Origin of the sequence: Pseudomonas sp. HMSC065H01, from assembly GCF_001815235.1 — a bacterium.
GTDB lineage: Bacteria > Pseudomonadota > Gammaproteobacteria > Pseudomonadales > Pseudomonadaceae > Pseudomonas > Pseudomonas aeruginosa.
Window position 1 is genome coordinate 47,606 of record NZ_KV819878.1, and the last position, 26,035, is coordinate 73,640.

The window sequence follows — 26,035 nt, forward strand, 5'->3', positions numbered from 1 at the left end:
GAGACAGTGCGATCGAAGCGCTCTATGCACTCGATTGGACAGGCCGATTTCCGCTTGGCCGAGCGCCTGGATAGGCTTTCGCCAAAGAGGAATGATTCTCGATCAAAGGAGAGCAGCCATGCTCAAGACCCTGACCTTCACCGTCATGCACTTCATCATCGCCTTCAGCGTGGCCTATGCGCTGACCGGCAGCATAGCGGTCGGCGGGCTGGTGGCGGCGGTCGAGCCGCTGTGCAACTCGGTCGGTTTCTACTTCCACGAGAAGATCTGGAAACGCTTCGAGAAAGACGGCGCGCCGCGCCCGGCTAGCGCCCATGGCTGGCTGCACCGCCACGCCTGAAGGGATATTCGCGAGGCACGGCAAGAGGCGGGAAAGACCGATTGGAACGCTGGCTGCAATAACCCACTGCACTACTGAGGCTTGCAGTTGTCATAGCGGCAGTATATTCACTCAGTACTTTTCCCTCGAAGGGATTCCCCCGATGCCCCACTTCCTCCGTTTCGCTGCCCTGCTCGGCGGCCTCGCCCTCGGTTGTGCCAATCTGGCGCAGGCCCGGGACGTGGACGCCGCGAGCTACGGCTATCCACTGACCAACCCGTTCGAGGCGACCATCGCCACCACGCCGCCGGAACTGCGTCCCGAGCTTCCGCACAGCGAGGACATCGACCAGAAGGACTACAGCCTGAAATTGCGCCCGGAGCGCGAGTTCGCCCTGCCGGACAACTTCTGGCCGGTGAAGAAGCTGCGCTACCGCCTGGCCCGCCAGGATCATGCGGCGCCGCTGATCTTCATCATTGCCGGGACTGGCGCCCACTACGCCAGCAGCTTCCCGGAATACCTGAAGAAGCTCTTCTACCAGGCCGGCTACCACGTGGTGCAGTTGTCCTCGCCGACCAGCTGGGACTTCATGGCCAGCGCCTCGCGCTTCGCCACACCGGGCTTTTCCAGCGACGACGCCGATGACCTGTACCGGGTGATGCAGGCGGTGCGCGCGCAGCAGCGCGACCTGCCGGTGACCGACTATTACCTCACCGGCTATAGCCTGGGGGCGCTGAACGCCGCGTTCGTCAGCCACCTCGACGAAAGCCGCCGGAGCTTCAACTTCAAGAAAGTGCTGCTGCTCAACCCACCGGTGAACCTCTACACCTCGGTGAGCAACCTCGACAAACTGGTGGAAACCCAGGTCAAGGGCATCACTGACTCGCGCACCTTCTACGAGGTGGTGCTGAGCAAGCTGACCCGCTACTTCCGGCAGAAAGGCTACGTCGACATCAACGACGCCATGCTCTACGACTTCCAGCAGTCGAAGCAACGCCTGAGCAACGAAGAAATGGCCATGCTGATCGGCACCTCGTTCCGCTTCTCCGCCGCCGACATCGCCTTCACCTCGGACCTGGTCAACCGTCGCGGCCTGATCACCCCGCCGAACTACCCGATCAACGAAGGCACCAGCCTGGAACCCTTCTTCAAGCGCGCGCTACAGTGCGACTTCGAGTGCTACATGACCGAGCAACTGATCCCGATGTGGCGAGCCCGTTACGACGGCGGCAGCCTGACCCAACTGGTCAACCAGGTCAGCCTCTACAAGCTGCAGGACTATCTGCACGACAGCCCGAAGATCGCCGTGATGCACAACGCCGACGACGTCATCCTCGGCCCGGGCGACCTCGGCTTCCTCCGCCGGACCTTCGGCGAACGCCTGACCGTCTATCCCTATGGCGGTCACTGCGGCAACCTCAACTACAAGGTCAACGCGCAGGACATGCTGGACTTCTTCGCCACGCCCGCTGCCGGACAGACCCAGGTCGCCAGCGCGGCCCTCACCCAGCAGGCAGGAAACTGATCGATGAGCCGAACCGCACACTGGATGTTCGCCCTTCTGCTGAGCGCTGCCGCCAGCGCCCAGGCCGACGAGGCCGCCGCGCCGGCCGAACTGCCGCCACGCCAGCTCGACGGCGACGGTTTCAGCCGTCCACTGGACCAACTCAAGTTCAATCCCGGCCTGGATCAACGCGAATTCGAGCGCGCCACCCTCGACGCACTGAACATGTACGATCCCTGGGAATCCTGGAACCGCCGGGTCTACCACTTCAACTATCGCTTCGACGAGTGGGTGTTCCTGCCCGTGGTACGAGGCTACGAATACGTCACCCCGCACTTCGTCCGCAGCGGCGTGAGCAATTTCTTCGACAACCTCGGCGACGTGCCCAATCTGCTGAACAACCTCGCCCAATTGAAGGGCAAGGCGGCGATGGAAACCACCGCGCGGCTGCTGTTCAACACCACCTTCGGTGTGCTCGGCCTGTGGGACCCTGCGACCAGGATGGGCCTGCACAAGCGCAGCGAGGATTTCGGCCAGACCCTCGGCTTCTACGGCGTGGGCAGCGGCCCCTACCTGGTGCTGCCGATCCTCGGCCCGTCCAACCTGCGCGACACCGGCGGACTGGTGGTGGACTACGTCGGCGAATACCAGGTGAACTACCTCAACGTTCCCCAGGCCAGCGGCGACCACCCGGAGATCACCGCCCTGCGCGTGGTGGACAGGCGCTACAACACCAGCTTCCGCTACGGCCAGATGAACTCGCCGTTCGAGTACGAGAAACTGCGCTACATCTATACCGAGGCGCGCAAGCTGCAGATCGCCGAGTGAGACGAAGAACCGCCGCCCTGGTGTGGCGGTTTCTTTTTCTCAAAACAATCCAATAACTCGATAGGAATCAAACAAAACTCGCATCCATATATCGAGCACAGAGGACTATCATCGAGCCATACACGAACCAGGAGGTTCCCATGACCCGCTACCGTGATGTCCTCGAACTGCATACCGGCCACCCCGCCTCCGATGGCGCCGGCGTCCGCCTGACCCGCGTGATCGGCGGCCCTTCCCCGGAACGCTTCGACCCGTTCCTGATGCTCGACCAGTTCGATACCCAGAACCCGGATGACTATGTCGCCGGTTTCCCTTCGCACCCGCACCGCGGCTTCGAGACCGTGACCTACATGCTCGAAGGGCGTATGCGCCACGAAGACCACCTCGGCAATCGCGGCCTGCTCAAGCCCGGCGGCGTACAGTGGATGACCGCCGCCCACGGCATCATCCACAGCGAGATGCCGGAACAGGTGGAAGGCGCGATGCGTGGCTTCCAGCTGTGGGTCAACCTGCCGGCGAAGAACAAGCTGGCCCCGGCCGGCTATCGCGATATCGAGCCGGAAGACGTGCCGCGCCTGGAAACCGCCGGAGGCGTGAAGGTCACGGTGATCGCCGGTCGCTTCGACGACGGCCAGGCGCAGCAGATCGGCGCCGTGGAAAGGCCGGACACCGAGCCGCACTACTACGACCTGCAACTGCCTGCCGGCGGCCGCATCGCCCCGCGCCTGCCGGACGGCCATCGCGTGCTGCTGTACGTCTACGAAGGCAGCCTGACGGTGGAAGGCGAACGCCCGGTGGAAATCGCCACCAATCGCCTGGCTCGGCTGTCCGAAGAAGGGGAACTGAGCCTGCGCAGCGAAGCCGGCGCCCGGGTACTGGTGCTCGCCGGCAAGCCGTTGCGCGAGCCGATCGTCCAGTACGGTCCGTTCGTGATGAACAGCCGCGAGGAAATCGAGCAGGCGCTACGCGACTATCGCGACGGTGTCCTGGCCGTCTGAGCCGTGCGCGAGCCGCCCTTCGGGGCGGTTTTTTCCTTCCGCCTGTCCCGTCCTGAATAAGGTTTACCGCTCGATCCGCAGGAAGCGCTCCAGTTCCGCCCGCTTGCCCATCGCATCGTGGTAGCCCAGTTCGATCAGTTCGCTGCAATAGCCGCGCTCGAACAACAGGTAGCTCAATACCCCCGCCCCGCTGGCGCGGGTCGCTCCGGGACCGCGCAGGAAAAGCCGCAGCACCCGCGACAGCTCCCGGTAGTGCCGCGCGGCGATCTCGTCCAGCGGCCGGCTCGGCGACACCAGCAATACCTCCACCGGCTCCAGCCCACCCGCCTGGCGGCGCACCTCCGGCGCCACCAACTGGCCGATCTGGTTCATCCGCTGCAACTGCTCGATGTCGCCTTCCAGGCTGTCGATGAAGGTGCTGTTCAACAGGTGGGCGCCGATCTGCGCCAGGCTCGGCGGTCGGTCGGACGGCGGCAGGCCGGTCATGGCACTGTCGCCACCGGTGGCCGGGTTGCCGCTGACGCCGATCACCAGCACCCGCGTGGCGCCCAGGTGCAACGCCGGACTGATGGGCGCCTGGGAACGCACCGCGCCGTCGCCGAAGTATTCGCGGTTGATCCGCACCGGCGGGAACAGCAGCGGGATCGCCGCGCTGGCCAGCAGGTGCCGAAGCTCCAGGCGGGTGGGAATGCCCAGGCGCCGATGGCGTACCCAGGGATCGATGGTCGCGCGCCCCTGGTAGAAGGTCACCGCCTGCCCCGACTCGTAGCCGAACGCGGTCACCGCCACCGCGCGCAACTGGCGCTGGCGCACCGCCGCATGAATCCCGGAAAAATCCAGCTCACGTGCCAGCAGCTCATGCAACGGCCGGTTGTCCAGCAACGCCACCGGCACCCGCCGTCCCAGGCCGAGCAGGCTATGGCCGAGGAAGCGCGAGGCCTGGCGGGTCACGCCCGGCCAGTCGCTGCGATAGACATGTTCGGTGCGGAATCCCTGCCAGACCGCGGTCAGGCGCTGGATCGCCTGGCGGAATTGCAGGGCGCCGCAAGCCAGGCCAACGGCGTTGATGGCGCCGGCGGAGGTACCGACGATGACCGGGAAAGGATTGCCGGCACTGTCCGGCAGCAGGTCGGCGATGGCGGCCAGGACCCCGACCTGGTAGGCCGCGCGGGCGCCGCCCCCGGAAAGGATCAGGCCGGTGAGCGGCGGACGTGGGGCAAGGGGATCGGACACAGCGGGGCTTCCGTCATGAACTGCGGCGAGTATAGCCAGACCCCGCGCGCGTCCGGAATGCCCGTCCTCAGCGCTTGCGCCGTTTCGGATAGAGCTTGGCTTCGCCTGGCGGGCGGGTCTTGAAACGCCGGTGCGCCCACAGGTACTGCTCGGGCTGCTGGCGCACGCAGCGCTCGACCCACTGGTTGATCCGCAGGCAATCGGCTTCCTCGCTCTCGCCGGGGAAGTCCTCCAGCGGCGGGTGGATGGTCAGGCGATAACCGCTGCCATCGGCCAGGCGGCTCTGGGTGAACGGCAACACCCGCGCCCGGCCCAGGCGGGCGAACTTGGTGGTGGCGGTGACGGTGGCCGCCGGGATGCCGAACAGCGGCACGAACAGGCTCTGCTTGGCGCCGTAGTCCTGGTCCGGTGCGTACCAGATGGTGCGGCCGCCACGCAGCACCTTGAGCATCGAGCGCACGTCCTCGCGCTCGATGGCGGTGGCATCGAGGTTGTGCCGCTCGCGGCCACGGCGCTGGACGTAGTCGAACACCGGGTTGTCGTGCTCACGGTACATGCCGTCGATGGTGTGCACCTGGCCGAGCAGCGCCGCGCCGATCTCCAGGGTGGTGAAATGCAGGGCCATGAGGATCACCCCCTCGCCCTGCGCCTGGGCCTCGCGCAGATGCTCCAGGCCTTCTATATGGGCAAGACGGGCCAGGCGCGCCTTCGGCCACCACCAGCTCATGGCCATCTCGAAGAAGGCGATGCCGCTGGAGGCGAAGTTCTCCTTCAGCAGACGCTCGCGTTCGGCGGGCGACTTTTCCGGAAAGCACAGTTCGAGGTTGCGCGCGGCAATCTCGCGGCGCGAGCCGACCAAGCGGTACATCAGCGCCCCCAGGCCACGGCCGAGCATCAGCAGGACGGGATACGGCAACTGCACCACCAGCCAGAGCAGTCCCAGGCCGAACCAGAGCGGCCAGTAGCGGGGATGGAGGAAAGCGCTGGAGAAACGGGGGCGATCCATGGACGGTTCCGACGACGATCAAAGCCCGCCATTCTACCCTGCCCGCCGTCCCGGCGGGACGCCGCGTTGCCGATCGATGCCGCCCCGGCTATCTGCCACGCTTGCGGGCATCCGGCGTTCTCGTTATAAGTCCCTGCAATTCAACGACCGACAAGCCCCATGAGCCAAGCCGACCTCCTCGATCAAGACCCCGTATTCCAGCTCAAGGGCAGCATGCTCGCGGTGACCATCCTCGAACTGGCGCACAACGACCTGGCGAGGCTCGAACGGCAACTCGCCGACAAAGTGGCGCAAGCGCCCAACTTCTTCCGCGACACCCCCCTGGTCATGGCCCTCGACAAGCTGCCCGAAGGCGAAGGCCGCCTCGACCTGCCGGCGCTCCTCGAGGTCTGTCGCCGCCACGGCCTGCGCACCCTGGCGATCCGCGCCGGGCGCGAGGAGGACATCGCCGCCGCCCAGGCCCTGGACCTGCCGGTGCTGCCGCCCTCGGGCGCCCGCGAACGACCGCTGGACATCAAGGACAGCGCCCCGCGCAAGCCTGCCGAAGAGCCCAGCCCGAGCGCCGGTGAAGCCAGGCCCGAGCCGGCCAAGGCGGAAGAGAAGCCCGCCGAGCCCGTCAGCCGCCCGACCAAGGTGGTGAAGACCCCGGTGCGCGGCGGCATGCAGATCTACGCCGCCGGCGGCGACCTGATCGTGCTGGCCGCGGTCAGTCCCGGCGCGGAACTTCTCGCCGACGGAAACATCCATGTGTACGGCCCGATGCGCGGACGCGCACTGGCCGGCGTGAAAGGCGACGCCACGGCGCGAATCTTCTGCCAGCAGCTGGCCGCCGAACTGGTCTCCATCGCCGGTAACTACAAGGTCGCGGAGGACCTGCGACGCAGCCCGCAGTGGGGCAAGGCAGTGCACGTCAGCCTGTCGGGTGACGTGTTGAACATCACCCGCCTTTAACGGATACTGCCGCCACTTTCAGGGACCAGAATTCTTACGTTTTTCATTGGGGTGAATCACCTTGGCCAAAATTCTCGTAGTCACTTCCGGTAAGGGTGGCGTCGGTAAAACCACCACCAGCGCAGCTATCGGCACCGGCCTGGCCTTGCGCGGTTTCAAGACCGTCATCGTCGACTTCGACGTCGGCCTGCGTAACCTCGACCTTATCATGGGCTGCGAACGCCGCGTGGTGTACGACTTCGTCAACGTCGTCAACGGCGAGGCCACCCTCACCCAGGCCCTGATCAAGGACAAGCGCCTCGAAAACCTGCATGTCCTGGCCGCCAGCCAGACCCGCGACAAGGACGCCCTGACCAAGGAAGGCGTCGAGAAAGTCATGGCCGAACTGCGCAAGGATTTCGAATACATCATCTGCGACTCCCCGGCGGGCATCGAGAAAGGCGCCCACCTGGCCATGTACTTCGCCGACGAAGCGATCGTCGTGACCAACCCCGAGGTTTCCTCGGTACGCGACTCCGACCGCATGCTCGGCCTGCTGGCAAGCAAGTCGCAGCGCGCCGAGAAAGGCGAGGAGCCGATCAAGGAACACCTGCTGCTGACCCGCTACAACCCGGAGCGCGTCACCAAGGGCGAGATGCTCGGCGTCGACGACGTCGAGGAGATCCTCGCCATCCGCCTGCTCGGGGTGATCCCGGAATCCCAGGCCGTGCTCAAGGCGTCGAACCAGGGCGTGCCGGTGATCCTCGACGAGCAGAGCGACGCCGGCCAGGCGTACAGCGATGCGGTCGACCGCCTGCTCGGCAAGGAAATACCGCATCGATTCCTCGATGTGCAGAAGAAAGGATTCCTGCAAAGACTGTTCGGAGGACGTGAATGAGCCTTTTAGACTTCTTTCGCAGTCGGAAATCGCAGAACAGCGCTTCCATCGCGAAAGAACGACTGCAGATCATCGTTGCCCACGAACGTGGCCAGCGCGCACAGCCGGATTATCTGCCCCAGTTGCAGAAAGACCTGCTGGAAGTGATCCGCAAGTACGTACCGATCGACCAGGAGCAGATCCAGGTGGAACTGGAGAACCAGGGCAACTGCTCGATCCTGGAACTCAACATCACCCTGCCGGATCGTTGATTCGCCCAGGGTCCATACTGCGGCGGCCATTGGCCGCCGCAGTCGTTTCACCGAGCCTGCCCGCCAGGCTCCCTGCCGCCTCCCGGCGATGAGCCCGTTCGCTATGCCGCTGTCCCAGATCCGAATCGTTCACCAGGATGACGCCCTGCTGGTGGTCGACAAGCCCACCCTGCTGCTGTCGGTGCCCGGTCGCGCCGATGACAACAAGGACTGCCTGGTCACCCGCCTGCAGGAAAACGGCTATCCCGAGGCCCGCATCGTCCACCGCCTGGACTGGGAAACCTCCGGCCTGATGGTGCTCGCCCGCGACGCCGACAGCCACCGCGAGCTGTCCCGCCAGTTCCACGACCGCGAGACCGAGAAAGCCTATACCGCCCTTTGCTGGGGCCTGCCGGAACTGGACAGCGGGCGCATCGAACTGCCGCTGCGCTACGACCCGCCGACCAAGCCGCGTCACGTGGTGGACTTCGAGCACGGCCGCCACGCCCTGACCTTCTGGCGCGTGATCGAGCGTCATGAACGCTGGAGCAGGGTCGAGCTGACGCCGATCACCGGCCGTTCGCACCAGTTGCGCGTGCACATGCTCTCCATCGGCCATCCGCTGCTCGGCGACCGCCTCTACGCCAACCCCGAAGCCCTCGCCGCCCACGAACGCCTGTGCCTGCACGCCAGCCTGCTGTGCCTGACCCATCCGCAGAGCGGCGAACGCCTGCGCTTCGAGTCGCCGGCGCCGTTCTGAGCCTTCCCCGCCGCGTCCCGGCCCGCCGGGACGCCGCCCGCCGATTTCCGGTACCCCGTCTTGCCATACAACGACCAGCTTCCGCTTTTTCTGGCCGGCCCCGCCGCCAACGACCTGAACCCCGTCGGACAATACGATAGACTGCATGGATTGCCGTCCGGAGCCACTATGCGCGCAGAACTCAACCAGGGCCTGATCGATTTCCTCAAGGCCTCGCCCACGCCTTTCCATGCAACCGCCAGCCTCGCCCGCCGCCTGGAAGCCGCCGGCTACCGCCGCCTCGACGAGCGCGACGCCTGGCACACCGAAACCGGCGGCCGCTACTACGTGACCCGTAACGACTCGTCGCTGATCGCCATCCGCCTGGGCCGTCGCTCGCCCCTGGAAAGCGGCTTCCGCCTGGTCGGCGCGCACACCGACAGCCCCTGCCTGCGGGTCAAGCCGAACCCGGAGATCGCTCGCAACGGCTTCCTCCAGCTCGGCGTCGAAGTCTATGGCGGCGCCCTCTTCGCCCCCTGGTTCGACCGCGACCTGTCACTGGCCGGGCGCGTCACCTTCCGCGCCAATGGCAAGCTGGAAAGCCGCCTGGTCGACTTCCGCAAGGCCATCGCGGTAATCCCCAACCTGGCCATCCATCTCAACCGCGCCGCCAACGAGGGTTGGCCGATCAACGCGCAGAACGAACTGCCGCCGATCATCGCCCAACTGGCGCCGGGCGAGGCCGCCGACTTCCGCCTGCTGCTCGACGAACAGCTGCTGCGCGAGCACGGCATCACCGCCGACGTGGTACTGGACTACGAGCTGTCGTTCTACGACACCCAGTCCGCCGCGGTGGTAGGTCTCAACGACGAGTTCATCGCCGGGGCGCGCCTGGACAACCTGCTGTCCTGCCACGCCGGCCTGGAAGCCCTGCTCAACGCCGAAGGCGACGAGAACTGCATCCTGGTCTGCACCGACCACGAGGAAGTCGGTTCCTGTTCGCATTGCGGCGCCGACGGTCCGTTCCTCGAACAGGTACTGCGCCGCCTGCTGCCGGAAGGCGACGCCTTCAGCCGGGCGATCCAGCGCTCGCTGCTGGTCTCGGCCGACAACGCCCATGGCGTACACCCGAACTACGCCGACAGGCACGACGCCAACCATGGCCCGGCGCTGAACGGCGGTCCGGTGATCAAGATCAACAGCAACCAGCGCTATGCCACCAACAGCGAAACCGCCGGCTTCTTCCGCCACCTCTGCCAGGACAGCGAAGTGCCGGTGCAGAGCTTCGTGACCCGCAGCGACATGGGATGCGGCTCGACCATCGGCCCGATCACCGCCAGCCAGGTCGGCGTGCGCACCGTCGACATAGGCCTGCCGACCTTCGCCATGCACTCGATTCGCGAGCTGGCCGGTAGCCATGACCTGGCGCACCTGGTCAAGGTGCTCGGCGCCTTCTACGCCAGCAGCGAGCTGCCCTGAGCGCCAGGCGCGCTCACGCCCCGGGCATTCGCCCGGGGCCACTCAGGCGTGCGCAGCGTGCCATTCGCTGCGCAACAGCGTGTAGATCGCATGGTCGTGGGCACGCCCGGCGATGATCTCGTTGGCCCGGATCACTCCGTCGCGCCGGAAGCCCTGGCGCTCGGCGGCGCGCTGGCTGCGCAGGTTCTCGGTGGAACAGCGGATCACCAGGCGCTGCCGGTCGTAGCCAAGGAAACCCAGCTCGATCGTCTTCCCCAGCGCGCGGGCCAGCAGCCCGCGCCCTTGCGCGGACGCCGCCAGCCAGTAGCCGATGCTGGCGCTGCGACTGTCCTCGGTGAAGTCGTGCAGGTCGATGACGCCGACCAGGCATCCGGATTCTACGATCCCGCAGCGGCAGCTCCTGCGCTCCGCCCACAACCGCTGGCCTTCGCCAATGAAACGGCGGGTATCGTCCACGCTTTGCGTCAGCGGCACCCACGGCATCCAGGGCGCCAGGTGCTCGCTGTTGGCACGCACCAGGCGGAACAGCTCCTCCGCGCGCGGCTGGTCGAGCAGCTCCAGGTGCAGGTCGGACGAAATCGGCAGTATGAACATGCGAGGGCTCCTTTTCCCGGAGCCCCATCCTCGCAGAAGGTGCCGCAGGTCGTCGACGCGTGGCGTTACTGCGGTACCTCGACGCTGATATGGATGGCGTCGTGGCGCCAGAACTCCAGGTCGCAGTCGATCAGCCGATCACGCTGGTCGCGGTTGATCCGGCTGATGCGCAGGGCCGGGCTGCCCACCGCCACCTTCAGCGGCGCCGCAGCCTCGGCATGCAGTGCCGTGGGCACCATGTCGAAACGCACCCGCCCATAGTGGATGCCGTACTCGCTGGCATAGAGTTCGGTCAGCGAGCGGGTCAGGTCGTGGCCGAGGATCCCGGGGAAGTACTGCGCGTTCAGGTAGTGCTCGACATACAGCACCAGCCGCCCGTCCACCCGCCGCGCCCGGCGGATCTGGTAGACGCTGGACAGCGCCGGCAGCTCCAGCAGCTCGCAGACCGCCGCGCTCGCCGGCATCTGCCGGGCCGACAGAACCTCGGTCGCCGGCACCCGGCCCTGTTCGCTGACCATCGCATGGAAGTGACTGCGGACCAGCGGGTTGTAGGCCAGCCGCTCGGGGGAGACGAACCAGCCGCGGCGCTCCTCGCGGTAGATCAGGCCCTGCGACTCCAGTTGGATCAGCGCCTCGCGCAGGGTGATCCGGGTCGTCGCGAACAGCTCGCTGAGCTTGCGCTCGGCCGGCAGCTTGCCACCCGCCGGCAGCAGACCATGGCCGATCTGCTCGCTGAGCGCCCGGCAGATCGCCGTTACGGTGGGGAGCGCTTCGTCACGCATCGACAGCTTCCTTATTGGTCTAGTCCAGCCCCAACAAGGGGCATTTCCGCCGGCCCGCCCTGTGCCTCCGGCTCGTCCGATGCTAGGAAACCCAGATGACCGGGACGTGACAGCTACAAGACAACGGTCTTCCCGGAGGCGCCCGGCGCCCATGGAATCGAGGGCTTAAGCATGGTCTACGCTTCTGCGGATGCAAGCCGCGGCGATGCCAGGCGCGGCTAGTTGACATGAAACCGTCATCCAGCGGCTCTAGATTGGCCTGGGTCTTGCTGATCTAGACCACACCCGCGGCAGTCCCGCCCGAAGGAGCGTCGAGAACTCCCGAGGCTGCCCGACCGAACCTCTCGAACGAAGGAGCACCGAATGAAACGCATGCTTGCTTCATTGCTGGGAACCGCCATCGCCCTCGGCAGCGGCCTGGCGTTGGCCGCCGAAGCGGACCTGCAGGCGCTGGAACAGGCCGCGCGCAAGGAAGGCCAGGTCAACAGCGTCGGCATGCCCGACAGCTGGGCGAACTGGAAGGACACCTGGAAGGACCTTGAGAGCAAGTATGGGCTCAAGCACATGGATACCGACATGAGTTCGGCCCAGGAGCTGGCCAAGTTCAAGGCCGAGAAGGACAACGCCAGCGCCGACATCGGCGACGTCGGCGCCGCCTTCGGCCCCATCGCCGTGCAGCAGGGCGTCAGCCAGCCGTACAAGCCGAGCACCTGGGAACAGATCCCGGCCTGGGCCAAGGACCAGGACGGCCACTGGGCACTCGCCTACACCGGGACCATCGCCTTCATCGTCAACAAACAACTGGTGAAGGACGTACCGCACAGCTGGGCCGACCTGCTGCAGGGCAAGTACAAGGTCACCATCGGCGACGTCAGCGCTGCCGCCCAGGCGGTCAATGGGGTGCTCGCCGCGGCCATCGCCAACGGCGGCGACGAGAAGAACATCAAGCCGGGCCTGGAGTTCTTCGGCAAGATCGCCAAGCAGGGCCGCCTGTCGCTGACCAACCCGGTGATCGCCACCCTGGAAAAGGGCGAGGTCGAAGTCGGCATCGTCTGGGACTTCAACGGCCTCAGCTACCGCCAGCAGATCGACCCGGAGCGCTTCGAGGTGCTGATCCCCTCGGACGGCTCGGTGATCTCCGGCTACACCACCATCATCAACAAGTACGCCAAGCACCCGAACGCCGCCAAGCTTGCCCGCGAGTACATCTTCAGCGACGCCGGACAGATCAACCTGGCCAAGGGCAACGCGCGACCGATCCGCGCCGAGAGCCTGACCCTGCCGGACGACGTGAAGGCCCAACTGCTACCCAACGAGCAGTACGCCAAGGCCCAGCCGATCAAGGACGCCAAGGCCTGGGAGGAAACCTCCAAGCGCCTGCCGCGGCAGTGGCAGGAAGCGGTGATCATCAACATGCAGTGACGCGGAGCGCGGCCGCCCTCCCCGGCGGCCGCCCCGCATCGACGGATACCCCGAATGCGCCACGACGTCATCCTCGTCCTGCTGGACGGCCTCAACCATAGCGTCGCCCGCGACTGCATGGGGCATCTCCAGGCCCTCTGCGGCGCCGGCCGCGGCCAGTCGTACCGCCTGGAATGCGAGTTGCCTTCGCTGTCCCGGCCGCTCTACGAATGCATCCTCACCGGAGTGCCGCCGATCGATAGCGGCATCCTGCACAACGACGTGGTCCGCCTGAGCCAGGAACAGAGCCTGTTCCACTACGCCCGCGCGGCCGGCCTGAGTACCGCGGCAGCGGCCTACCACTGGGTCAGCGAACTGTACAACCGCGCGCCGTTCGACCCGGCCCGCGACCGCCACACCGACGACAGCGCAATGCCGATCCAGCGCGGACACTTCTACTGGAGCGACCACTATCCGGACTCGCACCTGTTCGCCGACGCGGAAAGCCTGCGCCGCCGGCACGCACCGAACTTCATGCTGGTCCACTCGATGAACATCGACGACGCCGGGCACAGGCACGGCCTCGCCAGCCCCGCCTACCGCAACGCCGCGCGGCGCGCCGACGCACTGCTGTCGGAATACCTGCACCAGTGGCTGGCGGCCGGCTACCAGGTGGCGATCACCGCCGATCACGGAATGAACGAGGACCGCAGCCACGGCGGCATCCTCGAGGAGGAGCGCGAGGTGCCGCTGTTCGTCTTCGGCGACGCCTTCAGCCGCGACGACCTGGCGCAACCGCTGCAGACCGACCTCTGCGGCACGCTCTGCGAAATCCTCGGCGCCGCCCACGACAAACCCGTCTGCCGGGAGCTGCTCGCCCCATGAAACGACTCTCCGGCAAATGGCTGGCGCTGCTGTTCCTGCTGCCCTTCGCGGCGTTCTTCGTGATTTTCCAGATAGCGCCGCTGGCCTGGGTCGCGCTGAACAGCCTGAAGGCCAGCGACGCCTGGAGCCTGGCCAACTACCTCGAGCTGTTCGGCTCGCCCTTCTACCGCCAGGCGATCCGCCACAGCCTGGAGATCGCCGGCTGGTCGAGCCTGCTCGGCCTGCTCATCGCGGTGCTCGGCAGCCATTCGCTGCGCCACGTCGACAGCCGCCTGCGCGACTTCGTCATGGCCTTCTCCAACATGACCAGCAACTTCGCCGGGGTACCGCTGGCGTTCGCCTTCATCATCCTGCTCGGCTTCAACGGCGCGCTGACCCTGTTGCTCAAGCAGGCCGGCTGGATCGACGACTTCAATCTCTACTCGAAGACCGGTCTGATAATCCTCTACACCTATTTCCAGATCCCCCTCGGGGTGATGCTGCTCTACCCGGCCTTCGACGCCCTGCGCGAGGACTGGCGCGAGTCCGCCGCGCTGCTCGGCGCCAACGGCTGGCAGTACTGGCGACACATCGGCATCCCGGTGCTGACCCCGGCGCTGCTGGGTACCTTCGTCATCCTCCTGGCCAACGCCCTCGGCGCCTACGCCACGGTGTACTCGCTGACCACCGGCAACTTCAACGTGATCCCGATCCGCATCGGCGCGCTGGTCGCCGGCGACGTGTTCCCCGACCCGAACATGGCCAGCGCCCTGGCCATGGTGCTGGTCGGCCTGATGACCCTGATCACCCTGGTCCACCAATGGCTGCTGCGCAGGAGCTACCATGTCGCGCGCTGATCGACGTCCTGCCGCGCTCTACCATCGCCTGGTGGTCTGCGCGCTGTTCCTGATCCTGGTCCTGCCGCTGGCGGCGACCCTGCTCTACTCGCTGGCCACCCAGTGGTCGGCGACCCTGCTGCCGGACGGCCTGACCCTGAAGTGGTACCTGACGCTGTGGAGCGACCAGCGCTTCCTGCTGGCCTTCGCCCGCTCGCTGCTGGTCTGCTTCGGCGCCCTGGCGTTCAGCGTGTTGCTGATCCTGCCGCTGATGTTCGTCATCCACTACCACTTCCCGCGCCTGGACGGCGTGATGAACGTGCTCATCCTGCTGCCCTTCGCGGTGCCGCCGATCGTCTCCTCGGTGGGCCTGCTGCAACTCTATGCCAGCGGGCCGCTGGAAATGATCGGCACGCCCTGGGTGCTGGTCGGCTGCTACTTCACCATCGCCCTGCCGTTCATGTACCGGGCGATCACCAACAACCTGCAGGCGATCAACCTGCGCGACCTGATGGACGCCGCCCACCTGCTCGGCGCCAGCACCTGGAAGGCGGCGCTGCTGGTCGTGCTGCCGAACCTGCGCAAGGGCGTGATGGTGGCCCTGCTGCTGTCGTTCTCCTTCCTCATCGGCGAATTTGTCTTCGCCAACCTGCTGGTCGGTACCCGCTACGAGACCCTGCAGGTGTTCCTCAACAACATGCGCAACAGCAGCGGCCACTACACCAGCGCAGTGGTGGTCTCCTACTTCGTGTTCGTCCTGGTCCTGACCTGGGCGGCCAATCGACTGAACAAGGACAAGGCCTGATCATGTCGTTCGTCAGCGTCGAACAGCTCGACAAGAGCTACGGTGCCACCAGCATCTTCCGCGATATCGACTTCGCCGCCGCCCGCGGCGAGTTCGTCACCCTGCTCGGCCCCAGCGGCTGCGGCAAGTCCACCCTGCTGCGCTGCATCGCCGGGCTGACCGAGGTCGACAGCGGGCGCATCCTCATCGACGACGAGGATGTGGTGCCTTTGCCGCCGCAGAAGCGCGGGATCGCCATGGTGTTCCAGAGCTACGCGCTGTTCCCCAACATGACCGTGCAACAGAACGTCGCCTTCGGCCTGCGCATGCAGAAGGTGCCTGCGGCGGAACTGAAGCAGCGGGTCGCCGAAGCCATCGAACTGGTGGAACTGGGCGAGTACGCCGCACGCTACCCGCACCAACTCTCCGGCGGCCAGTGCCAGCGCGTGGCGCTGGCCCGCTCGCTGGTGACGCGCCCGCGCCTGCTGCTGCTCGACGAGCCGCTGTCGGCCCTCGACGCGCGCATCCGCAAGCACCTGCGCGAACAGATCCGCCGCATCCAGCAGGAGCTGGGGCTGACCACGGTGTTCGTCACCCATGACCAGGAGGAAGCGCTGACCCTGTCCGACCGCATCGTCCTGATGAACGCCGGACGCATCGTCCAGAGCGGCGACGCGGAGACCCTCTACACCGCGCCGGAAAACGCCTTCGCCGCCGGCTTCATCGGCAACTACAACCTGCTCGACGCCGAACAGGCCAGCCGCCTGCTCGGCCAGCCCTGCGCGCAACAGGTGGCGATCCGCCCGGAATCCCTGCGCCTGGGCAACGAACCGAGCGAAGGCGTGCCGGCGCTGGTACGCTCGCACAGTCTGCTCGGCAACGTGATCCGTTACCGCGTCGAGGCCGCCGGGGTGGAACTCACCGTCGACGTCCTCAACCGCAGCGCAGACCGCCTGTATCCGGCCGGCAGTCAGCTGACGCTGGTCATCGATCGCAACAGTATTCGAGAGGTAGCTTGATGAGCCTGGTGATCTTCGACCTGGACGAGACCATGATCCACGGCGACTGCTCCAGCCTGTGGAGCCAGCGCATGGCGAGTCTCGGCTGGGTCGACGAATCCTTCGTCCGCCGCGACGCCGAACTGATGGAGCAGTACGCCGAAGGCAAGCTGTCCATGGACCTGTACATGGACTACACCCTGCAACCGCTGATCGGTCGCAGCGTCGAGGAAGTCGAGCGGGAAGTGGAGGCCTACGTCGAGGAGGTCATCGAGCCGCTGATCTACAGCGACGCCTGCGCCTGCCTGGCGCGCCACCGCAGCGCCAACGACCGGGTGCTGATCGTCTCCGCATCCGGGGTGCACCTAGTCAAGCCGATCGCGGCGCGGATCGGCGTCGACGAAGTCCTCGCCATCGATCTCGAAGTGCTCGACGGACACTACACCGGCCGCACCCTCGGCACCCTCACCTATCGCGAAGGCAAGGTATTGCGTCTGCTCGACCTGCTGGAAGGAGACGATCGCCAACTGGCCGACGCCTGGTTCTACTCGGATTCGCGCAACGACCTGCCGCTGCTGAAGCTGGTCGGCCATCCGAATACGGTCAATCCGGACCCGACCCTGCTCGCCTACGCCAAGGAAATGGGCTGGCCGGTCAACGCCTGGCGCTGACAGGCTCGCTGCGAAAGCGCGAGCGGATCGCGCTTTCCATCGCGTCGCCGAAGCGGCCCTTCAGGCCAGCGACGGGTCCACCACCAGCACGACCTTGCCCTGCACCTGGTTGCTCGCCAACGCCTCGAACGCCGCCTCGGCGTCGACGATCGGGAAGGTTCGCTCCAGCTGCGCGCGGAGTTTCCCGGCGGAGAACAATGGCCAGACCTTCAACCCCAGTTCGGCGATCAACTGCGCCTTGAACTCGGCATCACGGGTACGCAGGGTCGAGCCGGTCAACTGGATGCGTTTGCCTAGCAGTTGAGCCAGGTCCAGTTGCGCCTCGCGGCCGCCCATCAGGCCGATGATCACCCAGCGCCCGTCGCGCCGCAGCAACTCCAGGTTCAACCCGGCATAGCGGGCGCCGACCGGATCGAGGATCACGTCGAACGGGGCGAAATCGCGCAGCGATTCCAGGCTCTGCTTGCGCAGCACGCCGCCGGCGGCGCCCAGGGATTCGCAGTAGGCCAGGCGTTCGGCGGAACCGACGCTGACCCAGCAGGGGTTGCCGAACGCCTTGCACAATTGGATGCCGGCCGAACCGACGCCGCTGGCGCCGGCGTGCAGCAGCACTTTCTCGCCGGGCTGCAACGCCGCCAACTGGAACAGGTTCAGCCAGGCCGTGGCGTAGACCTCCGGAATCCCCGCCGCCTCCGCCAGGCTCAGCCCTGCCGGGACCGGCAGTACGTGGCGCGCGTCCACCACCACTTCCTCGGCCATGCCGCCGCCGGCGAGCAGCGCGCAGACCCGGTCGCCGACCTGCCAGGTGCAGCCCGCGCCCACCTCGCTGACCACACCCGCACACTCGAGCCCCAGCGCCGGGCTGGCGCCGGGTGGCGGCGGGTAGAGCCCGGCCTTCTGCAACAGGTCGGCGCGGTTGAGTCCGGCGGCCGCCACGCGGATGCGGATTTCGCCCTGACCGCAGGACGGGGCGGCGATTTCCGACCACTCGACACGACCTTCGATACCTTGCAATGCGTTCACGCTGCCTCCATAGTGGGGTTGTCACGGCCCGATCACCCAGAGTCGGGCTTTTTGCATTGCGCCAAGGGAACCCGGCGCCGGCTAATAAGGCCTAATATGCGTCATTACTCCGCGATCAGTCGAATCAGCATGAAGCGTTTTCTGCCCCGTACCGCCCTGTTGCTCCTCCTCGGCGCCAGTTCGCTGCCGCTGTTCGCCTCGACCGCCGTCTCCGTCGGCAGCGCCCAGAATTCCTGGGACAGCCTGCAGCCGGACCGCGAGCAGGTCATCGCCAGCCTCAACGTGGTGGAACTGCTCAAGCGGCACCACTACAACAAGCCGCCGCTGAACGATGAACGCTCGGCCAAGATCTACGACAGCTACCTGAAGATGCTCGATCCGGCGCGGATGTACTTCACCGCCGGCGACATCGCCGAGTTCGATCGCTGGCGCAACAGGTTCGACGACTTCCTCAAGAGCGGCGACCTCGATCCCGGCTTCGTCATCTACAAGCGCCACCTCGACCGCCTGAAAGGTCGGCTCGACTACGCCCTGGCGATGCTCGACAAGGGCGTCGACAAGATCGACTTCAGCGTCGACGAGAGCCTGCTGATCGACCGCGAAAAGGCCCCCTGGGCGAAGGACACCGCAGAGCTCGACGACCTCTGGCGCAAGAAGGTGAAGGACGAGGTCCTGCGCCTGAAGATCACCGGCAAGGACGACAAGGCGATCCAGGAACAGCTCACCAAGCGCTACAAGAACCAGCTGTCGCGCCTGAAGCAGACCCGCAGCGAAGACATCTTCCAGGCCTACATCAACGCCTTCGCCCAGTCCTACGATCCGCACACCCAGTACCTGTCGCCGGACAACGCGGAAAACTTCGACATCAACATGAGCCTCTCGCTGGAAGGCATCGGCGCGGTGCTGCAGAGCGACAACGACTACGTCAAGGTCGTACGCCTGGTGCCGGCCGGCCCGGCGGCGAAGAGCAAGCAGATCGCCACCTCCGACAAGATCATCGGCGTCGCCCAGGGCAAGGGCGAAATGGTCGACGTGGTTGGCTGGCGCCTGGATGAAGTGGTCAAGCTGATCCGTGGGCCGAAAGGTTCCCAGGTACGCCTGGAAGTGATTCCGGCGAGCAACGCGCCGAACGACCAGACCAGCAAGATCGTCGCCATCACCCGCGAGGCGGTGAAGCTGGAGGACCAGGCGGCGAAGAAATCCATCATCAAGGTCGACCACGAAGGCCGCAGCTACAAGCTCGGCGTGATCGACCTGCCGGCCTTCTACCTGGACTTCAAGGCCTACCGCGCCGGCGACCCGAACTACAAGAGCACCACCCGCGACGTGAAGAAGCTGGTCGCCGAATTGCAGAAGGACAAGGTCGACGGCATCGTCCTCGACCTGCGCAACAACGGCGGCGGCTCCCTGCAGGAGGCCACCGAGCTGACCGGCCTGTTCATCGACCAGGGCCCGACCGTACTGGTGCGCAACAGCGACGGCCGCGTCGACGTGCTCAACGACGACGAAGGCAAGGCCTTCTATACCGGCCCGCTGGCGGTACTGGTCAACCGTCTCTCGGCCTCCGCCTCGGAGATCTTCGCCGGCGCCATGCAGGACTACCACCGCGCGCTGATCCTCGGTGGACAGACCTTCGGCAAGGGCACCGTGCAGACCATCCAGCCGCTCAACCACGGCGAACTGAAGCTGACCCTGGCGAAGTTCTACCGAGTCTCCGGTCAGAGCACCCAGCACCAGGGCGTGATCCCGGACATCAGCTACCCGTCCATCGTCGACGACAAGGAAATCGGCGAAAGCGCCCTGCCCGACTCGATGCCCTGGGACACCATCCGCCCGGTGGTGAAGGACGAGGCCAACCCGTTCAAGCCGTTCCTCGCGCAACTCAAGGCCCAGCACGACGCGCGCACCGAGAACAATGCCGACTTCGTCTACGCCCGCGAGCGCCTGGCGCTGGCCCAGGAGCTGATGAAGGAGAAGACCGTCAGCCTGAACGAGGCCAAGCGCCGCGCCCAGCAGACCAGCATCGAGAACCGCCAGTTGGCCATGGAGAACGCCCTGCGCAAGTCCAAGGGCCAGGAGCCGCTGAAGGAACTCAAGCGCGAGGACGAGAACGCCCTGCCGGAAGAGGACGACAAGACCAAGCCGCAGGACGACGCCTACCTCACCGAGTCCGGGCACATCCTGCTGGACTACCTGAACCTCAACTCGGCGGTGGCCAAGCACTGAGTTCAGCGGGAGCGTCATAAAACAGTCATGGGACTGTCGTGAAATACGGGGCCGGTTGCACAACCGGCCCTTTTTCATTGCGACGAGAGCGTTCCATGACCGTCACCGAGCAGTTGAGCGCCCTGGACAGCATCCTGGCCCACGGCGACCTGCACTGCCTGTTCCAGCCCATCCTCTCGCTTTCCGAACGGCGCCTGGTCGGCTACGAAGCGCTGACCCGCGGTCCGTCCAACAGCCCACTGCACTCGCCCCTGGCGCTGTTCGCCGTGGCCCGCCAATGCGGAAGGCTGAGCGAACTGGAACTACTCTGCCGACAACGCGCCTTCAGCCGCTTCCGCGACATCCAGGGCGACGCCATGCTGTTCCTCAACGTCTCCCCGGAGTCCCTCCTCGAGGCCGGTCATCCGCCCGGCCGCACCCTGCAATTGCTGCAACAGCTGGGGATCTCGCCGAACCGGGTGGTGATCGAACTGACCGAGCAGACCCCCATCGACGACTTCGACCTGCTCGACACCGCGCTGCACCACTATCGCGCCATGGGCTTCTCCATCGCCCTCGACGACCTCGGCGCTGGCTACTCCAGCCTGCGCCTGTGGTCGGAACTGCGTCCGGACTACGTGAAGATCGACCGCCACTTCGTCGACGGCATCCACCTGGACACCGTGAAACGCGAGTTCGTCGGCTCCATCCTGAAGATGGCGCGGGCCTCTCGCGCCCAGGTCATCGCCGAAGGCATCGAACTGCCCGAGGAACTCGCGGTGCTTAGCGAGATGGGGGTCGACCTGGTGCAAGGCTATCTGTTCGGCCGCCCGCTGGAACACCCGGCGAGCGACGTACAACAGATGCTGCCCAGCGCTGACGCCCCCAGCCAGTCTTCCAGCGACGAGCACGGCGACCTGCGTGCGCTGCTGCTGGAACAGCGCGCGGTCGACGTTCGCACCTCGACCCAGGAAGTGGTGGAAATCTTCCGCCGCCAGGCCAACCTGAACTCCCTGGCGATCCTCGACGAAGAGGGGCGTCCCATCGGCATCGTCCATCGCCACGCGCTCACCGACGCCTTGCTCCGGCCCTTCGCCTGCGACCTGTTCCTGCGCAAGCCGATCAGCCGCCTGATGAGCGACGATTTTCTCGCCGTGGAACTCGGCCAGACCCTGCAGCAGGTCAGCCGCCTGCTGACCAGCCGCGCACGCCAGCGTATCGAGGAAGATTTCATCATCACCCGCGGCGGGCACTATGCGGGCATGGGCCGGGTGATCGACGTGCTCAGGCTGATCACCGAGGAAAAGCTCCAGCAGGCGCGGCACGCCAATCCGCTCACCTTGCTTCCCGGCAACGTGCCGATCCAGCAATGCCTCGAACGCCTGCTGCAACAAAGGCGCGAGGCGGTGATCTGCTACATCGACATCGACAGCTTCAAACCCTTCAACGATCTCTACGGCTACGCCCGCGGCGACGAGGTCCTGCTGTGCCTGGCACAGTGCCTGAGCGAACGGATCGACCCGGGCAGCGACTTCGTCGGCCATATCGGCGGTGACGACTTCATGCTGGTGCTCGGCCCCGAGGACTGGCGCACACGGATCGACCGGTTGCTGGAAACCTTCCAGAGCCAATGCCGGCGCTTCTACAGCCGCGAGCACCTGGACGCCGGCTGTTTCGTTGCGCACAACCGCCATGGCCAGCGCGAGGAGTACCCGCTGCTGTCATTGTCCGTCGGCGTGGTGCATCTACCGGCCGAAGCCTGCCAGGGAATGGATGCCGCGCACCTGGCGACGCTGGCCTCCGAGGCCAAGCGCCAGGCCAAGGCGGTGCCAGGCTACAGCCTGCACCTGATCGAGGCCGCCTGAACCGTTCGTTCAGCTATAGACCGAGCGCGGACGCCCGTTGCGCATAGTGCTCGGCGCGCTCGCTGTCCGGCGCCAGGCCCGGGCCTCCATCGCGGTAGAGTTCCGCCAGCTTGCGCGCCGCCAGCGGGTGGCCCGCCTCTGCCGCTAGTGCCCAGTGGCGGCTGGCTGCCAGCGCGTCGGGCGCTTGCCGGCTGTCGCCCTTGAGCGCCTGCACGCCGAGCTGGTAGGCCGCTTTCCCATCGCCCGCGCTGGCAGCCAGGCGCAGCAGGCGCAGGCCCTCCTCGCGCGCGCCGAAGCCCTGTCCACGGAACAGCAGCAGGTGACCGTAGAACGCCTGGGCGTCGCGGTGTCCGAGGTTGGCCATCCGCGAGAACTGCCCCTGCATCCACTGCCAGGCTCGCGGCTGCTTGACCAGCCAGGGCCAGCCCAGCAACTGCCGGGCCACGCCGTAACCGAGGCGGGCGCGCAGGCGCCAGATCCATTCAGAGTTCATCGGGATACTCGAATTCGAAGACACGGACCACTTCCGCCGCATGCCAGCCAGCCGCGGCCGGGCCGTCCGGCGGACCGGAAAAACGCCCGAGGCGCTCCACGCACTCGAAGAAACCGGTGCGTGGCAAGCGGCTTGCGCCCTGGCTGATGACCAGCGAACTGCGCAACGGACGCCCCGAGCGCGCATCCAGCGATGCCAGGTGCTCGAGAGCCGCGGTGAGGGTGGTCATCGCCGGAGTCGGCAGTTGCAGGCGCTCGATCAGCGCCCGGTAGGTGAGCAGATGACGCTGGCGACGCGCATCTTCGATTTCCAGCAGCAGGCTATCCCAGTGTTTACGGCTGATCAGCACACTCAAGGTCAGGCCCCCGTCGCTTTGCCCAGCACACGCTCCAGGGCGAACAGGATGGCCTCGCTGGCCTCGCGTTCGCCGCGTTCGATCATCGCCATATAGGAAGGACTGATACCGACCTCCCGGGCCACCTGTTCCAGGCTCAGGCCGCGCGCCTCGCGGCGCTCCAGCAGACTCGCGGAAGGCGGCGCCGGCGCGGTCGTCTCCACCGCGACACTGGCGGCCGGGCGACCAGCGGCGGCCAGCAACGCCTGGTATTCGGCCCAGGGCAACACCGCGTATTCCGCCTCGCCGTCTCGCGTGATCACTTGGACATTCATGTCGGTCTCCTTGCAAGCCGCCATCTTATCAGGCACCGCGCCGCTGCGGACTGGCTATACTGCTGCCCTGGTCACACAGTCTGCCTGGTGGAGGAGCCCACGGGTGCGCCGGAGAAGTCTTGGTTTGTGCATCCTGCTGGGAGTCGGACAGGCCTTCGCCGGCGAGCTGCGCTGGGGCTTCAGCCCTGCCGACGGCATGCCCTACGTGGACATCGTCGACCACCAGCTGCAAGGCGGCTTCACCCGCCAGTTGGGGGAGCGGGTCGCGCAGCGGCTGGGATTGTCGCTGCGTTTCGTGGAAACGCCGAACCGAAGGATCGACGGCTTCATGGCCAGCGGACATATTCACGTGATCTGCAACTCCAACCCCGGATGGGATAGCAAACCCGAACGCTACCATTGGTCTCCTGCCCTCTTCGAAGAGCAGGACGTCCTGCTGCAGCGCGACGACCGTCCGGCGATCCGCGACTTCGCCGAGCTGCGCGGCAAGACCCTGGGTACAAGTCTAGGCTATGTCTACGCGGACAATCTCATGCAGGCCTTCGCTGCCGGGGAAATTCGCCGCGAAGATACCCGCGACCTGGCCAGTCGCGTGCAGATGCTCAAGCGTTCGCGCCTGGACGCCGCGGTGGACATGCGCCGCCCGCTGCTCTACCTGACGCGCCAGCATCCCGAGCTGGGCCTGAGGGTCAGTCCGCTGGTACTGCAGAGCTATCGGATGCACTGCATCTATGGCGGACAACTGCCGGTCCCCGTCGAAAGTATGGACCGGGTGCTCGATGAGATGGTCAGGGACGGCAGCATCGGGCGCCTACTGGAAAACAGCCTGCAAGCGCCTCAGGAACCCTGAACGCGCTCCGCCCTGGGAGCCGGCAGCTCTCGCAGCGCCTGTTGCGTCTCGACGCCCTGGGCGTCACGCCAGACCTTGAAGGCATCCAGCTCGGCCTGCCAGCGACGCACTACCCAGGCCAGGACGGCCAGATCGTCGAGCAGGCCGACACCGAAGATGAAGTCGGGAACGATATCCACCGGCGAAAGGAAATAGGCCAGCGCCGCGATCACCGAGAGCAACGCCTGGCGGCTGAGTCCGCGGTATTCGCCGCGAACCCAGGCCACCAGCAGTTCCTGCAGCAGGCGCAGGTCGCTCTTCACCAGCTTCAGGCGCGAGCGCTTGCGTGCTACTGCAATCAACAAGGCGGGCACCCGGCCACGGGCCAGGAAACGTTCCGCGATCCCCAGGTAACGACTGAATCCTCGTGGTGCATCCATCCTTCCACCTCGCTCAAGCGCTTGCCGCCGAAGCTCTCCGGGTTATCCACGCATACTGTGGATAACCTTGTGAACAGCCCCCCCTTCCGTCGGCGAGAAGCCCGTCGCTACAGGCTTTCCGACAGATCGGACACTTTTTAGACAATACTCTAAAAGCATTGAAAATCAAGGGTTTGACCTAGCGCAACGGACAACCCGAGGTCAATACCGTAGGTCGGGTCGACGTGCGACAAATGTGTGCATAAGGGTAACACCGGCCGTGCCCTCGACCTGTTTTCAGACCCTCGCGGCAGCGCCTGGGTTCAGCCGAATCCGCAAATGAAAACGCCCCGTCATGGACGGGGCGTTTCATGCATCGCGGCGGAAAAATTACTTCTTCGCGTCCGCCTTGGCTTCGGGCTGCGCTGCGGCACCGGCCTCGGGCTCCGCGTCCGGTTTGGACGGATCCTTGATGCCGAGCAGTTCCATGTCGAAGACCAGTACCGAGTTGGCCGGGATCGCCGGGCTCGGGCTCTGCGCGCCGTAGGCCAGCTCGCTGGGGATGTACAGCTTGATCTTCTCGCCGACGTGCATCAGTTGCAGGGCTTCGACCCAACCCGGGATCACGCCGCTGACCGGCAGGTCGATCGGGCTGCCGCGCTCGATGGAGCTGTCGAAGACGGTGCCATCGGTCAGGCGGCCTTCGTAGTGGACGGTCACCACGTCGGTGGCCTTCGGTTGCGGGCCATCGGCCTTCTTCACGATTTCGTACTGGAGGCCGGAAGCGGTGGTGGTCACGCCGTCGCGCTTGCCGTTTTCCTCGAGGAACTTCTTGCCGGCCTTGGCGTTTTCGTCGCCGATGGCGGCCATCCGCTCCTCGGCACGTTTCTGCAGGAAGGCGAAGGCTTCGGTCAGCTCTTCATCGGTGAGCTGCTGCTTCTTCTTGCCGAGGGCGTCTTCGATGCCCTTGGCGACGGCTTTCGAATCCAGGTCGTCCATGCCTTCCTGGGACAGGCTCTTGCCCATGTTCAGGCCGATACCATAGGAAGCTTTCTGTGCCGGAGTCTTCAACTCAACGTTGGTCTGCGAATCGCAGCCGGAGAGAACCAGACCGACCAGTGCGATCGCTGCTGCCAACCGATGTTGTTTCATGCTGAGTCCTTTAATCTGTTCGCCGCTCGGGCATATTCGATGAAGCCGCGAGCTTAGCAGGCTGTCGCGACCAGTGGCTATGGGCAATAGGAACAGGTGCGCGCGGATAAGTTCAAGGCCGAACTTTCCGAAAAATGAAGGAGATAGCAGAACGAACGCGTGGAACGAGGACAGAAGAACAGCGGAAAGGAAGCGTCGAGAAACGTCGAATTATGAAGCGGGAAGGAAGCGCAAGAGATACAGCTGAGGAAGGAAATGGCGCAGCGGACGGGACTCGAACCCGCGA

General features: G+C 65.8%; 28 protein-coding genes. 18 read left to right on the top strand and 10 right to left on the bottom strand.

Annotation, left to right across the window (positions count from 1 at the left end; all coding sequences use genetic code 11):
• Positions 1–118: 118 nt before the first annotated feature.
• From HMPREF3014_RS14595 to HMPREF3014_RS14610, 4 genes are all read left to right on the top strand, one after another.
• The gene (locus tag HMPREF3014_RS14595) at positions 119–340 is read left to right on the top strand and encodes a DUF2061 domain-containing protein (protein WP_003091551.1); all 222 of its coding nucleotides are present in this window, start codon (positions 119–121) and stop codon (positions 338–340) included.
• Between the two features lie 142 nt (positions 341–482).
• Entirely contained in the window at positions 483–1,844 is a 1,362-nt protein-coding gene (locus HMPREF3014_RS14600; protein ID WP_003114807.1) for an alpha/beta fold hydrolase family protein, read from the top strand.
• Positions 1,845–1,847: 3 nt separating this feature from the next.
• Positions 1,848–2,651, top strand: a complete 804-nt coding sequence (locus tag HMPREF3014_RS14605; RefSeq protein ID WP_023087140.1) for an MlaA family lipoprotein — start codon at positions 1,848–1,850, stop codon at positions 2,649–2,651.
• Between the two features lie 140 nt (positions 2,652–2,791).
• Complete coding sequence (locus HMPREF3014_RS14610) at positions 2,792–3,649, top strand: pirin family protein (RefSeq protein WP_003116397.1); 858 nt, start codon at positions 2,792–2,794, stop codon at positions 3,647–3,649.
• 63 nt (positions 3,650–3,712) lie between these two features.
• Here HMPREF3014_RS14610 and HMPREF3014_RS14615 read toward each other — a convergent pair whose 3' ends face one another.
• Complete coding sequence (locus tag HMPREF3014_RS14615; RefSeq protein ID WP_003091575.1) at positions 3,713–4,882, bottom strand: patatin-like phospholipase family protein; 1,170 nt, start codon at positions 4,880–4,882, stop codon at positions 3,713–3,715.
• A 67-nt stretch (positions 4,883–4,949) separates the two neighbouring features.
• Positions 4,950–5,888 (bottom strand): lipid A biosynthesis lauroyl acyltransferase, encoded by a 939-nt coding sequence (locus tag HMPREF3014_RS14620; protein WP_023087139.1) that lies wholly within the window; start codon positions 5,886–5,888, stop codon positions 4,950–4,952.
• Positions 5,889–6,047: 159 nt separating this feature from the next.
• On the opposite strand from HMPREF3014_RS14620, the gene minC reads away from it, so the two are divergent.
• The 5 genes from minC (at position 6,048) to HMPREF3014_RS14645 (ending at position 10,164) form a co-directional block, all read left to right on the top strand.
• Positions 6,048–6,839: a septum site-determining protein MinC gene (gene minC, locus HMPREF3014_RS14625; RefSeq protein ID WP_003114802.1), complete on the top strand. Its 792-nt coding sequence runs from the start codon at positions 6,048–6,050 to the stop codon at positions 6,837–6,839.
• A gap of 61 nt (positions 6,840–6,900) precedes the next feature.
• A complete protein-coding gene (minD, locus tag HMPREF3014_RS14630) occupies positions 6,901–7,716 on the top strand; it encodes a septum site-determining protein MinD (protein WP_003091579.1) in 816 nt (271 codons plus the stop codon).
• A complete protein-coding gene (minE, locus tag HMPREF3014_RS14635; protein ID WP_003091581.1) occupies positions 7,713–7,967 on the top strand; it encodes a cell division topological specificity factor MinE in 255 nt (84 codons plus the stop codon). The genes minD and minE overlap by 4 nt, the downstream gene beginning before the upstream one ends.
• A gap of 103 nt (positions 7,968–8,070) precedes the next feature.
• On the top strand, positions 8,071–8,706 hold the full coding sequence (locus HMPREF3014_RS14640; RefSeq protein WP_003114801.1) for an RluA family pseudouridine synthase: 636 nt from the start codon (positions 8,071–8,073) through the stop codon (positions 8,704–8,706).
• A 168-nt stretch (positions 8,707–8,874) separates the two neighbouring features.
• Positions 8,875–10,164 carry a M18 family aminopeptidase gene (locus HMPREF3014_RS14645; protein WP_003114800.1) on the top strand — a complete coding sequence of 430 codons (1,290 nt, stop codon included), beginning with the start codon at positions 8,875–8,877 and terminating at the stop codon, positions 10,162–10,164.
• Positions 10,165–10,206: 42 nt separating this feature from the next.
• Here HMPREF3014_RS14645 and HMPREF3014_RS14650 read toward each other — a convergent pair whose 3' ends face one another.
• Both HMPREF3014_RS14650 and HMPREF3014_RS14655 read right to left on the bottom strand, forming a co-directional pair.
• Positions 10,207–10,758 (bottom strand): GNAT family N-acetyltransferase, encoded by a 552-nt coding sequence (locus HMPREF3014_RS14650; RefSeq protein ID WP_003114799.1) that lies wholly within the window; start codon positions 10,756–10,758, stop codon positions 10,207–10,209.
• Between the two features lie 65 nt (positions 10,759–10,823).
• A complete protein-coding gene (locus HMPREF3014_RS14655; protein ID WP_003122232.1) occupies positions 10,824–11,540 on the bottom strand; it encodes a UTRA domain-containing protein in 717 nt (238 codons plus the stop codon).
• Positions 11,541–11,903: 363 nt separating this feature from the next.
• Here HMPREF3014_RS14655 and HMPREF3014_RS14660 point away from each other — a divergent pair, with 363 nt between their 5' ends.
• From HMPREF3014_RS14660 to HMPREF3014_RS14685, 6 genes are read left to right on the top strand one after another with little or no spacing between them, the layout of a single operon-like run.
• Positions 11,904–12,962, top strand: coding sequence for an ABC transporter substrate-binding protein (locus tag HMPREF3014_RS14660; RefSeq protein WP_003091586.1), 1,059 nt, complete (start codon positions 11,904–11,906; stop codon positions 12,960–12,962).
• A 54-nt stretch (positions 12,963–13,016) separates the two neighbouring features.
• On the top strand, positions 13,017–13,826 hold the full coding sequence (locus tag HMPREF3014_RS14665; protein ID WP_015649204.1) for an alkaline phosphatase family protein: 810 nt from the start codon (positions 13,017–13,019) through the stop codon (positions 13,824–13,826).
• Positions 13,823–14,662, top strand: coding sequence for an ABC transporter permease (locus tag HMPREF3014_RS14670; protein ID WP_003091588.1), 840 nt, complete (start codon positions 13,823–13,825; stop codon positions 14,660–14,662). Before HMPREF3014_RS14665 ends, HMPREF3014_RS14670 begins: the two co-directional genes overlap by 4 nt.
• On the top strand, positions 14,649–15,446 hold the full coding sequence (locus tag HMPREF3014_RS14675; RefSeq protein WP_003091589.1) for an ABC transporter permease: 798 nt from the start codon (positions 14,649–14,651) through the stop codon (positions 15,444–15,446). The genes HMPREF3014_RS14670 and HMPREF3014_RS14675 overlap by 14 nt, the downstream gene beginning before the upstream one ends.
• 2 nt (positions 15,447–15,448) lie before the next feature.
• Complete coding sequence (locus HMPREF3014_RS14680) at positions 15,449–16,444, top strand: ABC transporter ATP-binding protein (protein ID WP_003158332.1); 996 nt, start codon at positions 15,449–15,451, stop codon at positions 16,442–16,444.
• Complete coding sequence (locus HMPREF3014_RS14685) at positions 16,444–17,094, top strand: HAD family hydrolase (protein ID WP_003091591.1); 651 nt, start codon at positions 16,444–16,446, stop codon at positions 17,092–17,094. The genes HMPREF3014_RS14680 and HMPREF3014_RS14685 overlap by 1 nt, the downstream gene beginning before the upstream one ends.
• Before the next feature lie 60 nt (positions 17,095–17,154).
• On the opposite strand, the gene HMPREF3014_RS14690 is transcribed toward HMPREF3014_RS14685, so the two are convergent.
• On the bottom strand, positions 17,155–18,117 hold the full coding sequence (locus HMPREF3014_RS14690; RefSeq protein WP_003114796.1) for an NAD(P)H-quinone oxidoreductase: 963 nt from the start codon (positions 18,115–18,117) through the stop codon (positions 17,155–17,157).
• Positions 18,118–18,246: 129 nt separating this feature from the next.
• Between HMPREF3014_RS14690 and HMPREF3014_RS14695 the strand changes: the two genes are divergently transcribed.
• Both HMPREF3014_RS14695 and HMPREF3014_RS14700 read left to right on the top strand, forming a co-directional pair.
• Entirely contained in the window at positions 18,247–20,343 is a 2,097-nt protein-coding gene (locus HMPREF3014_RS14695) for a carboxy terminal-processing peptidase (protein WP_003091593.1), read from the top strand.
• A 95-nt stretch (positions 20,344–20,438) separates the two neighbouring features.
• Complete coding sequence (locus tag HMPREF3014_RS14700) at positions 20,439–22,187, top strand: bifunctional diguanylate cyclase/phosphodiesterase (RefSeq protein WP_014602681.1); 1,749 nt, start codon at positions 20,439–20,441, stop codon at positions 22,185–22,187.
• A 13-nt stretch (positions 22,188–22,200) separates the two neighbouring features.
• Here HMPREF3014_RS14700 and HMPREF3014_RS14705 read toward each other — a convergent pair whose 3' ends face one another.
• The 3 genes from HMPREF3014_RS14705 to HMPREF3014_RS14715 are packed head-to-tail and all read right to left on the bottom strand — an operon-like array spanning position 22,201 to position 23,349.
• Complete coding sequence (locus HMPREF3014_RS14705) at positions 22,201–22,680, bottom strand: SEL1-like repeat protein (protein WP_003109166.1); 480 nt, start codon at positions 22,678–22,680, stop codon at positions 22,201–22,203.
• Positions 22,670–23,035, bottom strand: a complete 366-nt coding sequence (locus tag HMPREF3014_RS14710; protein ID WP_003114793.1) for a hypothetical protein — start codon at positions 23,033–23,035, stop codon at positions 22,670–22,672. Before HMPREF3014_RS14710 ends, HMPREF3014_RS14705 begins: the two co-directional genes overlap by 11 nt.
• 2 nt (positions 23,036–23,037) lie before the next feature.
• Entirely contained in the window at positions 23,038–23,349 is a 312-nt protein-coding gene (locus HMPREF3014_RS14715) for a helix-turn-helix domain-containing protein (protein WP_003114792.1), read from the bottom strand.
• Positions 23,350–23,452: 103 nt separating this feature from the next.
• Between HMPREF3014_RS14715 and HMPREF3014_RS14720 the strand changes: the two genes are divergently transcribed.
• Entirely contained in the window at positions 23,453–24,199 is a 747-nt protein-coding gene (locus HMPREF3014_RS14720) for a substrate-binding periplasmic protein (protein ID WP_014602680.1), read from the top strand.
• Here the strand turns inward: HMPREF3014_RS14720 and HMPREF3014_RS14725 are convergent.
• Together HMPREF3014_RS14725 and HMPREF3014_RS14730 are read right to left on the bottom strand one after the other, a co-directional pair.
• On the bottom strand, positions 24,187–24,618 hold the full coding sequence (locus HMPREF3014_RS14725; protein WP_003114790.1) for a YkvA family protein: 432 nt from the start codon (positions 24,616–24,618) through the stop codon (positions 24,187–24,189). The two genes, HMPREF3014_RS14720 and HMPREF3014_RS14725, sit on opposite strands and share 13 nt — an antisense overlap.
• Before the next feature lie 369 nt (positions 24,619–24,987).
• Positions 24,988–25,749 carry a BamJ family beta-barrel-assembly machinery protein gene (locus HMPREF3014_RS14730; protein WP_003091600.1) on the bottom strand — a complete coding sequence of 254 codons (762 nt, stop codon included), beginning with the start codon at positions 25,747–25,749 and terminating at the stop codon, positions 24,988–24,990.
• Positions 25,750–26,035: the final 286 nt, after the last annotated feature.

Excerpts from the sequence above, each read along its gene's own strand:
- minC (WP_003114802.1), top strand. The coding sequence starts at position 6,048 with ATGAGCCAAGCCGACCTCCTCGATCAAGACCCCGTATTCCAGCTCAAG.
- HMPREF3014_RS14595 (WP_003091551.1), top strand. The coding sequence starts at position 119 with ATGCTCAAGACCCTGACCTTCACCGTCATGCACTTCATCATCGCCTTC.
- HMPREF3014_RS14685 (WP_003091591.1), top strand. The coding sequence starts at position 16,444 with ATGAGCCTGGTGATCTTCGACCTGGACGAGACCATGATCCACGGCGAC.
- HMPREF3014_RS14610 (WP_003116397.1), top strand. The coding sequence starts at position 2,792 with ATGACCCGCTACCGTGATGTCCTCGAACTGCATACCGGCCACCCCGCC.
- HMPREF3014_RS14670 (WP_003091588.1), top strand. The coding sequence starts at position 13,823 with ATGAAACGACTCTCCGGCAAATGGCTGGCGCTGCTGTTCCTGCTGCCC.
- HMPREF3014_RS14695 (WP_003091593.1), top strand. The coding sequence starts at position 18,247 with ATGAAGCGTTTTCTGCCCCGTACCGCCCTGTTGCTCCTCCTCGGCGCC.
- HMPREF3014_RS14605 (WP_023087140.1), top strand. The coding sequence starts at position 1,848 with ATGAGCCGAACCGCACACTGGATGTTCGCCCTTCTGCTGAGCGCTGCC.
- HMPREF3014_RS14640 (WP_003114801.1), top strand. The coding sequence starts at position 8,071 with ATGCCGCTGTCCCAGATCCGAATCGTTCACCAGGATGACGCCCTGCTG.
- minE (WP_003091581.1), top strand. The coding sequence starts at position 7,713 with ATGAGCCTTTTAGACTTCTTTCGCAGTCGGAAATCGCAGAACAGCGCT.
- HMPREF3014_RS14675 (WP_003091589.1), top strand. The coding sequence starts at position 14,649 with ATGTCGCGCGCTGATCGACGTCCTGCCGCGCTCTACCATCGCCTGGTG.
- HMPREF3014_RS14665 (WP_015649204.1), top strand. The coding sequence starts at position 13,017 with ATGCGCCACGACGTCATCCTCGTCCTGCTGGACGGCCTCAACCATAGC.
- HMPREF3014_RS14655 (WP_003122232.1), bottom strand. The coding sequence starts at position 11,540 with ATGCGTGACGAAGCGCTCCCCACCGTAACGGCGATCTGCCGGGCGCTC.
- HMPREF3014_RS14700 (WP_014602681.1), top strand. The coding sequence starts at position 20,439 with ATGACCGTCACCGAGCAGTTGAGCGCCCTGGACAGCATCCTGGCCCAC.
- HMPREF3014_RS14600 (WP_003114807.1), top strand. The coding sequence starts at position 483 with ATGCCCCACTTCCTCCGTTTCGCTGCCCTGCTCGGCGGCCTCGCCCTC.
- HMPREF3014_RS14730 (WP_003091600.1), bottom strand. The coding sequence starts at position 25,749 with ATGAAACAACATCGGTTGGCAGCAGCGATCGCACTGGTCGGTCTGGTT.
- HMPREF3014_RS14660 (WP_003091586.1), top strand. The coding sequence starts at position 11,904 with ATGAAACGCATGCTTGCTTCATTGCTGGGAACCGCCATCGCCCTCGGC.
- HMPREF3014_RS14620 (WP_023087139.1), bottom strand. The coding sequence starts at position 5,888 with ATGGATCGCCCCCGTTTCTCCAGCGCTTTCCTCCATCCCCGCTACTGG.
- HMPREF3014_RS14725 (WP_003114790.1), bottom strand. The coding sequence starts at position 24,618 with ATGGATGCACCACGAGGATTCAGTCGTTACCTGGGGATCGCGGAACGT.
- HMPREF3014_RS14680 (WP_003158332.1), top strand. The coding sequence starts at position 15,449 with ATGTCGTTCGTCAGCGTCGAACAGCTCGACAAGAGCTACGGTGCCACC.
- HMPREF3014_RS14715 (WP_003114792.1), bottom strand. The coding sequence starts at position 23,349 with ATGAATGTCCAAGTGATCACGCGAGACGGCGAGGCGGAATACGCGGTG.
- HMPREF3014_RS14650 (WP_003114799.1), bottom strand. The coding sequence starts at position 10,758 with ATGTTCATACTGCCGATTTCGTCCGACCTGCACCTGGAGCTGCTCGAC.
- HMPREF3014_RS14645 (WP_003114800.1), top strand. The coding sequence starts at position 8,875 with ATGCGCGCAGAACTCAACCAGGGCCTGATCGATTTCCTCAAGGCCTCG.
- HMPREF3014_RS14705 (WP_003109166.1), bottom strand. The coding sequence starts at position 22,680 with ATGAACTCTGAATGGATCTGGCGCCTGCGCGCCCGCCTCGGTTACGGC.